Source organism: Streptomyces sp. CA-179760 (assembly GCF_050937045.1).
GTDB lineage: Bacteria > Actinomycetota > Actinomycetes > Streptomycetales > Streptomycetaceae > Streptomyces.
This window is the reverse complement of record NZ_JBNJLZ010000001.1, coordinates 726,056-739,148: the sequence shown is the minus strand read 5'-3', so window position 1 is coordinate 739,148 and position 13,093 is coordinate 726,056. Positions and strand designations below refer to the sequence as shown.

Genomic DNA, 13,093 nt, shown 5'->3' with positions numbered 1-13,093 from the left:
GGACATGCCGCACGTATTCACCAACGGCATTCGGCTTTCCTACGAACGGTCGGGCCGCGGTGAACGGGTCCTCATGGTCATGGGGTCCTCGGCCGCAGGACGGGTCTGGACGCTGCACCAGACCCCCGCGCTGAATGCGGCCGGCTACCAGACCATCACGGTCGACAACCGGGGAATCGCACCCTCGGACATCCCCCCGGGGAAGTACACCCTCGACGACATGGTCGCGGACACCCAGGGCCTCATCGAGGCCCTGGACGCGGCGCCCTGCCGCATCGTGGGTGTCTCCCTGGGGGCGATGATCGCGCAGGAACTGGCGATCCGCGCGCCGCACCTCGTCAGGTGCGCGGTACTGATCGCCACGAAATCGCGTTCCGATGTCACCCGTGCCGCGCTGGGATCCGCCGAACGAGCCCTGCTGCAGAACGGGACAAAGCTGCCCGCCGACCACCAAGCGGCCGTGTCGGCGCTGCAATGGCTCTCGCCTTCCACCCTCAACGACGACAAGGCCGTCTCGCTGTGGTTGGAAACCTTCCGGCTCTCCGGCGGCGAAAGCTCCGTCGGGCAGTCGTGGATCAACACGGACGCCGACCGCAGAGAAGCACTGCGAGAAGTGTCCGCACCTTGTCGTGTCATCGCTTTCAGCGACGACTTCATCACCCCGCCACATCTCGCGGCCGAGGTCGCCGGAGCGATCCCGGACTGTGATTACGTGGAAATTCCCAAGAGCGGTCACTTCGGATACCTGGAACGTCCTGACGAGGTGAACGCGGCAATCATCGAATTCCTGGACAAGAACTAGCGGAACCGCGTGGGGGGGCGTCATGAACGGTGAACTGGACAACAGGCGTGACCGATCGACCGATCTGCCGGCACTGAAATTGCCTACGGACCGGCCGTACACGCCGAACCGGCTCACCGAGGTGGCAACCGTCGGATTCGGAGTGCCGGCGCCGACCGTTGACCGGTCGCGCGCACTGGCCGACGAACACGGCGCGACGCTTCCTCAGACACTGCTCGCTGCGCTCATGGTGCTGATCGGGCGGTACAGCGGATCGGACGATGTGGCAGTGGCGCTGGAGGGATCCGGCACGACGGTCCACCACACGGACCTGTCCGGCGATCCGTCGTACGCGGAGCTGCTCGAGCAGGTACGACGAGGCGAATCGGATCGGGCCCCAGGCCAGGACGTGGACCTGTCGTCCGATGAAGCGCCGGCCATGGTGGCGGTCAGGGTCGGGGACACCGGTGTGGGTCTGGCGGGTGAGGTCCAGTACAGCACCGCGCTGTTCGACGCGGCGACCATGGAGCGCCTGGCGGGTCACCTGGTGTCGGTGCTGGAGGCGGTGGCCGTCGATGCGGGGCAGCGGGTGGGTGACCTGTCGGTGCTGGGTGTGGGTGAGCGTGGGGAGTTGGTGGCGGGTGGTGATGGTGGGTGTGTGGTGTTGCCGTTGGTGGGTGGGGTGCATGAGCTGATCGCGGAGCGGGCGGTTGCGGCTCCGGATGTGGTGGCTGTGGTGGCGGGCGGGGAGTCGGTGACGTATGGCGGGTTGATGGTTCGGGCGAATCGTCTGGCGCATCTCCTGCGCGGTATGGGTGTGGGTGCGGAGTCGGTGGTGGGGCTGAGTCTGCCGCGTGGGGCGGACATGGTTGTTGCGGTGCTCGCGGTGTGGCAGGCGGGTGGCGCGTATCTGCCGCTCGACCCCGAATACCCTGCCGAGCGCCTGGAGTTCATGCTCGCCGACAGTGGCACCAAGGTGCTCGTCTGCGTGGGCGCGACGGCCGAGGGTCTCGGGGCGGAGACCGTGATCAGGCTGGACGATCCGGTGGTGGTGGGTGAGCTGGCTGAACTGCCTTCGGCGGCGCCTGAGGTGAGGACGGTGCCGGATCAGCTGGCGTATGTGATTTATACGTCGGGTTCGACGGGGCGTCCGAAGGGTGTGCAGGTCGGGCACGGTGGTGTGGTGAATCTGGCGCTTGCGTTGCGGTCGGCGCTGGGTGTCGGGCCGGGTGTGCGGGTGTTGCAGTTCGCGTCGCAGAGTTTTGATGCGGCTGTGCTGGATGTGGTGGTGACGTTGGCTGGTGGTGGGGTGCTGGTGGTGGCCTCGTCCGAGGAGCGTCGGGTGCCTGTGGAGCTGCAGGGTCTGGTCCGGGCTGAGGGTGTGGTGTCGGCGAGTGTCTCGCCGTCGCTGCTCGGGGTGCTGGACGAGACGGATCTTCCAGGTGTGAGCAGCCTCTTCGTCGGCTCAGAGCGAGTCGGTGAGGCGGTCGTGCGGGAGTGGGCTCCCGGCCGCAGGTTCTTCGTCGGATACGGGCCGACCGAGATCACGGTCATCGCCTGTGCCGGCCTTGCCGACCCTGATGCTGAGGGTGCGCCGACGATCGGCAGGCCGCTGGCGAACACGCAGGTGTATGTCCTCGACGCGCAACTGCGTCCTGTTCCGGTGGGTGTGGCGGGTGAGCTGTTCATCGCGGGCGCCGGTGTCGCCCGTGGCTATGGGGGTCGTCCCGGGCTGACGGGTGCGCGGTTCGTTGCTGATCCGTTCGCCGCGGACGGCAGCAGGATGTACCGGTCCGGTGATGTGGTCCGGTGGCTGGCGGATGGGCGGCTCGACTTCGTGGGCCGTGCGGACGAGCAGGTGAAGGTGCGTGGTTTCCGGATCGAGCCGGGTGAGATCGAGGCGGTGCTGGCCGGTCACCCGCAGGTGCGCACGGCTGTGGTGGCGGCGTTCGGCGAGGGTACGGATCGTCGTCTTGCGGCCTACGTGGTCCCGGCCGATGGCGTGGTCGGCATGCCGCCGCCCGGTGAGCTGCGGGAGTTTGTGAGTGGGCGGTTGCCGGAGTTCATGGTCCCGTCCGTTTTCGTCGAGCTGGCCGGGCTGCCGCTGACGGCGAACGGCAAGCTGGACCGTTCGGCTCTTCCCGCCCCTGAGGTGCGGCAGTCCTCGGGCGAGGGCTTCGTTGCTCCGGCCGGGACGACGCAAGAGCTCGTCGCCGGCATCTGGGCCGGCGTGCTGGGGCTCGACCGGGTCGGTGCCACCGACAGCTTCTTCGAACTCGGCGGCCACTCACTCCTCGCGACGCAGGTGATCTCCCGGATCCGCGAGGTCCTGGGCGTCGACGTTCCCGTCGCGGCCATGTTCGATCAGCCGACCGTACGAGGCCTGGCCCAGGCCGTCGCCCAGGCGTCGGGAACGGTCGCGCCGCCCATGACGGTTGCCGACCGCGCCCAGCCGCTGCCGCTGTCGTTCGCGCAGCAGCGCCTGTGGTTCCTCGACCAGCTCGACCCAGGATCCACCGGATACAACCTGCCCATGCCGATCCGGCTGGACGGCGCGCTGGACCTGGCCGCGCTGACTGCCGCGCTGGAGGCGATGGTCGCGCGCCACGAAGTGCTGCGTACGCGTCTGGTGGCGGACGGGGACGGCGTACCGCATCAAGTGATCGACCCGCCGGCCGCCTTCCCGCTCGCGGTGGTCGACGCGTCCGGCGAGGCGGACCCCGACACGTACGCGGCGGAGCTGCTGCGTGCCGATGCGACAGAGCCGTTCGACCTGGCGGACGGCCCGCTGGTCCGAGCCACCCTGATCAAGGTGGCCGACGAGAAGTGCGTCCTGCTGCTGACGGCGCACCATGTGATCTTCGACGAGTGGTCGGACCACCTGTTCCAGCGTGAGCTGTCGGCCCTCTACGAGGCCTTCCGCGCGGGTGAGCCGAATCCGCTGCCTGCTCTGCCCGTGCAGTACGCCGACTTCTCCGTGTGGCAGCGCGCATGGATGTCCGGTGACGTCCTGGACGACCAGCTCGACTACTGGCGCGACGAGTTGGCCCATGCGCCGGTACTCGACCTGCCTACCGACCGGCCGCGTCCGGCGGTTCGTTCCTCAGCGGGTGCGGTGCAGGCGTTCAGCGTGCCGGTGCGGACGGCTGAGGCGCTGCACGACCTGTCGCGTGAGTGCGGCGCGTCGATGTTCATGACGCTCCTCGCCGCCTTCGACGTCCTCCTCGGCCGCTACGCGGGGTCGGAGGACGTGGTGGTGGGCACGCCGGTCGCGAACCGGAACCGTACGGAGACGGAGGGCCTGATCGGGTTCTTCGTGAACACGCTGGTGCTGCGGACGGACCTGTCCGGCGACCCGTCGTTCCGCGAGGTGCTGGCGCGCGTGCGGGAGACGGCTCTGGGCGCGTACGCGCATCAGGATGTGCCGTTCGAGCAGCTCGTGGACGAGCTGGTCACGGAGCGGGACCGGTCGCGCACCCCGCTGTTCCAGGTCCTGTTCAGCTATGTCGCCGACGGCGGCTCGTACACCAACCCGGACGGCGTCCTGCCGTCGAAGTTCGATCTGTCGGTCCGGATCGAGGGCAGCGACGGCACCCTGTCGGGGCAGATCGAGTACAGCACCGCGCTGTTCGACGCGGCGACCATGGAGCGCCTGGCGGGTCATCTGGTCACTCTGCTGGACGCCGTTGTTCTCGACCCGGGGCAGCGGGTGGGTGAGCTGCCGGTGCTGTCGGCGGGTGAGCGTGAGCTGGTGGTGGAGGGGTGGAACGCGTCGTCGGTGGAGCTGCCGGCGTTGGCTGTGCACGAGCTGATCGCGGAGCGGGCGGTTGCGGCTCCGGATGTGGTGGCTGTGGTGGCGGGCGGGGAGTCGGTCACGTATGGCGGGTTGATGGCGCGGGCGAATCGTCTGGCGCATCTCCTGCGCGGTATGGGTGTGGGTGCGGAGTCGGTGGTGGGGCTGTGTCTGCGGCGTGGTGTGGACATGGTGGCGGCCATGGTCGGTGTCTGGCAGGCCGGTGGGGCGTATCTGCCGTTGGATCCGGAGTATCCGGCTGACCGTCTTGGGTTCATGCTCGCGGATGCGGGTGTGCAGGTCGTGGTGGGCGAGCGGTCCCTGGTGGAGGGTCTGCCGGTCGGGCAGGGTGTGTGGCTGGATGATCCGGCTGTACGGGACACCCTTGCGTCTCTGTCGCCGGAGGCATCTGAAACGACCGTGTCTGCCGAGCAGCTGGCGTATGTGATCTATACGTCGGGTTCGACGGGTCGGCCGAAGGGTGTGCAGGTCGCGCACGGCAGCGTGGTGGGCATGGTGTCGGCTCTGGCTCCGGTCCTCGACGCTGGTCCGGGGGTGCGGATGCTGCAGTTCGCGTCGTTCAGTTTCGACGCGGCCGTCCTGGATGTGGCGGTGACGCTCGTCTCGGGTGGTGTCCTGGTGGTGGCGACGTCGGAGGAGCGCGCTGAAGCGGCGCTCCTCACGTCGATGCTTCAGGCCGAGGCTGTGCGTGCGGCGAGTGTCGTCCCGTCTCTGCTGGGTGTCCTGGACCCGGGGGCGGTGTCCGGTGTCGAGACGCTGCTGCTGGGTGCGGAGCGGTTGACCGAGCCGGTGGCCCGTGCCTGGTCGGCCGGTCGTCGGCTGGTGAACACGTACGGGCCGACGGAGTCGACGGTCATGGTGACCACGGGCGTGGTGGAGCCCGGGGGCTTGACGGGTGCTCCCGCGATCGGTGCGCCGGTGGCCAACGCCCGTCTCTACGTGCTCGACGACCGGCTGAACCCCGTGCCGGTGGGTGTGGCCGGTGAGGTGTTCATCGCCGGTCCGCAGGTCGCCCGTGGTTATCGAGGTCAGCCTGGTCTGACGGGCGAGCGGTTCGTCGCCGATCCGTTCGCCGCGGACGGCACGTGCATGTACCGGTCGGGTGACCGGGCGCGCTGGCTGCCGGACGGGCAGCTCGACTTCGTCGGGCGGGCCGACAGTCAGGTCAAGGTGCGCGGCTTCCGGATCGAGCCGGGTGAGATCGAGGCGGTCCTGGCCGGCCACCCGCAGGTCCGCACCGCCGTCGTCGCCGCCTTCGGCGACGAAGAGGACCGACGCCTCGCCGCATACCTTGTCCCAGCCGACCAGACGGCCGGTATCCCCTCGGTTGCCGACCTCCGCGCGTACGCGGGCAGTCGGCTGCCGGCGTTCATGATCCCGTCGGCGTTCGTGGAGCTTGCGGCGTTGCCGTTGACTCCGAACGGGAAGCTGGACCGTGCTTCCCTCCCCGAGCTGGGAGGCGCGCGGCCCGAGCTGGACGCGTTCGTGGCCCCGGGCACGGCCACCGAGGAACTGCTCGCCGGTGTCTGGGCACAGCTGCTCGGGTTGGACCGCGTCGGCGCGACGGACAATTTCTTCGAGCTGGGCGGGCACTCGTTGCTGGCCACGCGCGTCAGGTCGCGCGTTCGGGAGCTGATCGGGGTGGAGATCCCGCTGCAGCTGCTCTTCGACCGGCCGACCGTGTGCGGTCTGGCCGCCGCCGTGGAGAGCGCCGACCGGGCGAACGCCCTGCCCCCCGTCGGCGTGGCGGACCGTACACAGCCGCTGCCGTTGTCGTTCGCGCAGCAGCGCCTCTGGTTCCTGGAGCAGATGGACCCGGAGGCCGCCGAGTACAACGTCGCTCTGCCTGTCTGGCTGCGCGGCGAGAAGCCCGACGTGGGCGCCCTGGCCGCCGCTCTCGGCGCCGTCGTGACGCGGCACGAGGTACTGCGCACCCGGCTCGTCGCCGGTGCGGACGGCATCCCGTACCAGGTGATCGACCAGCCGGCGGAGACCTTCCCGCTCGTGCTCGTCGACGTCTCCGCGGAGCGCGACCCGGTGGCCGCCGCCCGCGAACTGATCGTTGCCGACGCGGTGCTGCCCTTCGCCCTGGCGGCCGACTCGCCGATCCGCGCCATGCTGATCCGGGTGGCTCCCGACGAGCACGTTCTGATGGTGTCGGTGCACCACATCGTCTTCGACGAGTGGTCGGATCAGGTGTTCCGCCGTGAACTCGCCGCGCTGTACGAGGCGTTCCGCGAGGGTGCGCCGAATCCGCTCCAGCCGCCGGCCGTGCAGTACGCCGACTTCGCGGCATGGCAGCGGCAGTGGCTCTCCGGTGACGTACTGGAGTCGCAACTCGCTTATTGGTCGCGGCACTTGGCGGGCGCACCGACGCTGGAGCTGCCCACCGACCGGCCCCGGCCGCTCGTACGGTCCACCCAGGGTGCGGCACTCCGGTTCACCGTGCCCGCGCGTACGGCCGACGCGTTGCGCGTCGTCTCGCGCCAGCACGGCACGACGATGTTCATGACGCTCCTCGCCGCCTTCGACGTCCTGCTGAGCCGCTACGCGGGCGCGGAGGACGTGGTGGTGGGTACGCCGGTCGCCAACCGGAACCGCGCCGAGACGGAGGACCTGATCGGTTTCTTCGTCAACACGCTCGTCATGCGCACCGACCTGTCCGGAGACCCTTCTTTCGCCGAACTCCTCGGCCGCGTGCGCGAGACCTCTCTCGCGGCCTTCGCGCACCAGGACCTGCCGTTCGAGCAACTCGTGGACGAGCTGGTCGGTGAGCGGGACCGGTCCCGGACGCCGCTGTTCCAGGTCATGTTCACGTACGAGTCCCGGGAGCCGGGAGTCCTCCCGGGCCGCGGTGACCTCTTCGGCCCGGACGCTCTCGCGACCGACTTCCTCGCTGACAGTCTCCGGGCGAAGTTCGACCTGCTTCTGACGCTGGGCGACGGCGACGGCGACGGTTCCGGCGCCAGCCACGGTGGTCTCGTCGGCGAGCTGCAGTACAGCACCGCGCTCTTCGACACAGCCACGGTCGAGCGGATGATCGGGCACTTCGGCGGCCTCCTGGAGACGGTGGCCGCCGACGACACGCGACCGCTGTCGCAGGTGTCCGTGCTATCGGGGGACGAACACGATCGCCTGGTAGCGGAGTGGGACGACTCCGCGGCGCCGGCGCCCGTGGCCGGGGGCATCCCGGCGCTCATCGCGCAGAGGGCCGCGGAGACCCCCGACGCGGTGGCCCTCGTCAGCGGCGGGCAGCAGCTCACCTACGCGGAGCTGATGGCAGGAGCGAACCGTCTCGCGCACCGGCTGCGCGATGCCGGCGTGGCCCCGGAGACCGTCGTCGGACTGTGCCTGGACCGCGGTGCCGACATGGTCACGGCCATGCTCGCCGTCTGGCAGGCCGGCGGCGGCTACCTCTCCCTCGACCCGGCGCACCCGTCCGAGCGGCTCGCCTTCATGCTGGCAGACAGCGGCGCGAAGGTGGTGGTGACGCAGCAGCATCACGCGGCGACGCTGACCGACGTACTCACCGATGTGATGACCGGCGTACAGGCGGATGCCCGGGTCGCGCCCTTGCTCGTCGTCGACGACCCCGGCACGGCCGCCGAGATCGGCCGGCGTCCGGCCACCGCACCCGTCACCGTCACCGAGCCCGGACAGCTCGCATATGTGATCTACACGTCGGGCTCGACCGGCCGCCCCAAGGGCGTCTACGTCCCGCACGCGAACGTCCAGGGCCTCTTCGCGGCCGTGGACCGCACGGAGACCTTCGACCTCGGGCCCGCCGACGTGTGGAGCGTGATCCACTCCTCGGCGTTCGACTTCTCCGTCTGGGAGATCTGGGGAGCGCTGGCCCACGGAGCCCGGTGCCTCGTCGTACCGACCGAGACCGTGCGGCAGCCGTGGCTGCTCCGCGACGTCCTGGCCGGCGAGGGCGTGACCGTACTGAGCGCCACGCCGGAACTGTTCCGTCAGCTGGCCGAGGCCGCCGGGCCGGGTCGCGCGCCCACCGACCTGCGGTTCGTCGTCTTCGGCGGCGACGCGCTGCAGCGGGTCCACGTCGAGCGGTGGTCCGACGCGTGGGGCCTGGACACCCCCGCCCTGGTCAACATGTACGGCATCACGGAGACGACCGTCCACGTCACCCACCACCGGATCGACGCCACCGACATGGAGGCCGATCCGAAGCTGCCGGTCGGGCGTGCGCTCCCCGGCTGGCGGGCCCTCGTGCTGGACGAGCACCTCATGCCCGTACCCACCGGTGTGCCCGGCGAGCTGTACATCGGCGGCGCCGGTGTCGCGCGCGGATACGGCGGCCGGCCGGCGCTCACGGCTGAGCGTTTTGTCGCCGACCCGTACGCGGCGGACGGCTCCCGGCTCTACCGCTCCGGCGACCGCGCCCGCCTCCTGCCCAACGGGACCCTGGAGTACCTGGGCCGGGCCGACAAGCAGATCAAGGTCCGTGGCTTCCGGATCGAACCGGGTGAGATCGAGGCACTGCTCGCCGCCCACCCGGCCGTCCTGTCCGCCGTGGTGACGGCCTCCGGCGACGGTACGGACCGGCGCCTCGTGGCCTACCTCGTCCCCGCCGCCCACACCGCGGGCGTCCCGGACGCCGGCGAGCTCCGCGCCCACCTGCGCCGCGAGCTGCCCGACTACATGGTCCCGTCCGCCTTCGTCGAGCTCGCGGCACTGCCCCTGACCGCGAACGGAAAGCTGGACCGGGCGGCACTGCCGCAGCCGGAACCGGCACACGCCACCTCCGCCGACTTCGCCGCCCCGGCCGGCGCCACGGAGGAACGGCTCGCGCGCATCTGGTCCGAGGTGCTCGGCGTGGACCGGTTCGGCGCCGACGACAACTTCTTCGAGGCGGGCGGGCACTCGCTGCTCGCCACCCAGGTCGTCTCCCGCATCCGGGAGGCGTTCCGCGCCGATGTGCCCCTCTCTGCCCTGTTCGACCGGCCCACGGTGCGCGAGCTGGCACCGGTCCTGGACAACTCGGGCACCGGCACCGTCGTGCATCCCCTGACGCCGGCCGACCGCGCCCAGCCGCTGCCGCTGTCTTTCGCACAGCAGCGCCTGTGGTTCCTGGACCAGCTGGCGCCCGGGGCGGTGGAGTACGCCCTGCTGTCACCCGTGGCATGGAACGGGCCCCTGGACGTGGCCGCTCTGAGCGCGGCGTTGGGCGGGGTCGTCGCGCGGCACGAGGTGCTGCGGACGCGCCTTGTGGCCGGTGCGGACGGTGTGCCGCATCAGGTGATCGACGAGCCGGCGCCGTTCCCACTGCCGGTCGTCGACGTGTCCGACTGCCTCGACCCCGCGGAGTCCGTACGGGAGCTGGCGGCCGTGGACGCGGCCGTGCCGTTCGACCTGGCGACGGGACCCCTGGTCCGGGCCACTCTGTTCCGGCTCGGCGCGGAGGAGCACGTACTGGCGCTGGCGATCCACCACGTCGTCTTCGACGAGTGGTCGGACCGGATCTTCCACCGCGAACTCGGGACCCTGTACGAGGCGTTCCACGCCGGCGAGCCCGACCCGCTGCCGCCGCTCGAGGTGCAGTACGCGGACTTCGCCGTGTGGCAGCGGCAGTGGCTCGACGGCGAGCTACTCGAACGCCAACTCGGCTACTGGTCCCGACGGTTGGACGGCGCTCCCACCCTGGACCTGCCCACCGACCGGCCCCGGCCGCCGATCCGGTCGACGGTCGGTGCGGTGACCAGGTTCGAGATTCCGCAGGAGACGGTCGAGTCGCTGCGTGAGCTGTCGCGCGAGTGCGGTGTCTCGATGTTCATGACGTTGTTGTCGGCGTACGCGGTGCTGCTGGGCCGGTATGCGGGGTCGGACGACGTGGTGGTCGGCACGCCGGTGGCGAACCGGAATCGTGCGGAGACGGAGGGCCTGATCGGGTTCTTCGTGAACACGTTGGTGATGCGTACGGATCTGTCGGGTGATCCGTCGTTCCGTGAGGTGTTGGGGCGGGTGCGGGAGACGGCTCTGGGTGCGTATGCGCATCAGGATGTGCCGTTCGAGCAGGTGGTGGAGGCGTTGGTGTCGGAGCGGGATCGCTCGCGGACGCCGTTGTTCCAGGCACTGTTCAACTACGACTTCGTGGAGAGCGAGAGCGAGAGCGAGGGCGGTGGCGACGCGGCCGGCGGTCCGGTGGATCGGTCGGTGGACCGTACGGGCAGCGCTGCGGAGCGGGTTGTCGCGAAGTTCGATCTGCGTCTCGTGCTGAGTGACGGCGGCGCCGGGTTGGGTGCGGAGTTCGAGTACAGCACCGCGTTGTTCGATGCGGCGACGGTGGAGCGGCTGGGTGGGCATCTTGTCACGCTGTTGTCGGCGGTGGCGGCGGATGCCGGTCAGCGGGTGGGTGCGCTGCCGGTGTTGTCGGCCGGTGAGCGTGAACTGCTGGTGGCCGGTTCGGGTGTGGAGGGCCTGGATGTGCCGGCTGTGGGTGGGGTGCATGAGCTGATCGCTGAGTGGGCTGGTGTGGCTCCGGATGCGCTGGCGGTTGTTGCGGGCGGGGAGGCGTTGTCGTATGGCGGGTTGATGGGTCGGGCGAATCGTCTGGCGCATTACCTGCGGTCGGTGGGTGTGGGGTCGGAGTCGGTGGTGGCGTTGTGTCTGCCGCGGGGGATCGACATGATCGTGGCCATCCTCGCGGTCTGGCAGGCGGGTGGGGCGTATTTGCCGTTGGATCCGGAGTATCCGGTGGAGCGGCTCGGGTTCATGCTGCGTGACAGCCGGGCGACGGTGTTGGTCGGTACCGAGGAATTGGTGGACGAGCTGCCTGTCGGGCGGCTGAGGACGGTCGTTGTCGATGACGCGGTGGTTTCCGCTGTGCTGGCGGGGCTTTCCTCTTCCGCTCCCGATGTGAAAACGAATTCCGGGCAGTTGGCGTATGTGGTTTATACGTCGGGTTCGACGGGGCGGCCGAAGGGTGTTCAGGTCACTCATGGTGGTCTGGCGCATTACGTGGTTGCGGTGGGGGAGCGTTTCGGGTGGGGCGCTGCGGGCGGCCGGTTCGGGTTGTTGCAGCCGGTGGTGACGGACCTGGGCAACACGGTGGTGTTCGGGTGTCTGGTGTCGGGTGGTGTGCTGCATGTGGTGGATGCGGACGTCGCGGTGGACGGGCGCGGGGTGGCGGACTTCGTTCGGGAGTGGGGCATCGATTTCGTGAAGGTGGTGCCGTCGCATCTGGCGGCGCTGGTGGCGGGGTGTGGTGGCGTATTCGGTCCGCTGGTTCCTCGTCGGGGTCTGGTGCTGGGTGGTGAGGGCGCGTCCGCGGCGTGGTTGCGTGGCCTGGTGGAGGCGGCTGGGGAGCGGGTGGTGGTGAATCATTACGGGCCGACGGAGACGACGGTCGGTGTGATCGCCGGTGAGCTGGTCGAGGGTTCGGGTGGTCTCGCGGAGGGTGTGGTGGGTCTGGGTCGGCCGCTGGGGAATGCGCGGGTGTATGTGCTGGACGGGTTCTTGAACCTGGTTCCGGTGGGTGTGGTCGGTGAGTTGTTCGTTGCGGGGCCGCAGGTGGCGCGGGGTTATGCCGGTCGGGCTGGTCTGACCGGTGAGCGGTTTGTCGCTGATCCGTTCGCCGCGGATGGTGGGCGGATGTATCGGACGGGTGACCGGGTCCGGCGGCTGGCTGATGGCCGGCTGGAGTTCGTGGGTCGTGCGGACGGTCAGATCAAGGTGCGGGGATATCGGATCGAGCCGGGCGAGATCGAGGCCGCGCTGCTCGGTCACGCGCTGATCGCTTCCGCGGTGGTGACCGCCAGTGGCGTGGGTGCGGAACGTCGGCTTGTGGCGTATCTCGTCCCGGGTGATGGGGAAACCGGAGTTCCCGCGGTCGGAGAATTGCGCGGATTCCTTGGTGACCGGCTGCCGGAGTACATGGTCCCGTCCGTTTTCGTGGAACTGAGCGAACTGCCGCTCACCGCGAACGGCAAACTCAACCACGCCGCACTACCCGAACCGCAGGCTCATCAGTCCGACGTGGAGGAATTCGCGGCCCCGGTCACCACCACCGAGGAACTCCTGGCCGACGTCTGGGCCGAGATCCTCGGTGTTGAACGGGTCGGCGTGGAGGGCAACTTCTTCGACCTGGGCGGGCATTCGCTGGTCGCCACGCAGGCGGTCTCCCGTATTCGCGAGGTGTTCGGCGTCAGGGTTCCGCTGTCTGCACTCTTCAACGAGCCGACGCTGCGGGGCTTCGCCGCGGTCGTCGAGGGCGCAGCGCGTGACACTGCTCCGCCGGTGACGCGGATCGATCGGGAGCAGCCGGTCCCGGCGTCCTTCGCGCAGCAACGCCTGTGGTTCCTCGACCAGTTCGATCCGGGATCGACCGAGTTCATCTCCCCGCTGCACCTGCGCCTGCGAGGCGCCCTGGACGTGGCGGCGTTGCGTGCGGCGCTGGGTGGTGTGGCCGCGCGGCACGAGGTGTTGCGGACGCGCCTGGTGGCCGGTGACGGCGGCGGGGTGCATCAGGTGATCGACGAGCC

2 protein-coding genes (1 of these 2 only partly in view) are annotated in these 13,093 nt (G+C 69.7%); both read left to right on the top strand.

What is annotated here, in order from left to right:
* Nucleotides 1-4: 4 nt before the first annotated feature.
* Nucleotides 5-802 carry an alpha/beta fold hydrolase gene (locus tag ACQEV8_RS03090; protein ID WP_432957126.1) on the top strand — a complete coding sequence of 266 codons (798 nt, stop codon included), beginning with the start codon at nucleotides 5-7 and terminating at the stop codon, nucleotides 800-802.
* 22 nt (nucleotides 803-824) lie between these two features.
* Nucleotides 825-13,093, top strand: the 5' portion of a protein-coding gene (locus tag ACQEV8_RS03085) for a non-ribosomal peptide synthase/polyketide synthase (RefSeq protein WP_432957124.1). 7,657 nt of this gene lie beyond the right edge of the window; the window shows 12,269 of its 19,926 coding nt (coding positions 1-12,269); the start codon lies at nucleotides 825-827; its stop codon lies off the right edge, out of view.

Excerpts from the sequence above, each read along its gene's own strand:
- ACQEV8_RS03090 (WP_432957126.1), top strand. The coding sequence starts at position 5 with ATGCCGCACGTATTCACCAACGGCATTCGGCTTTCCTACGAACGGTCG.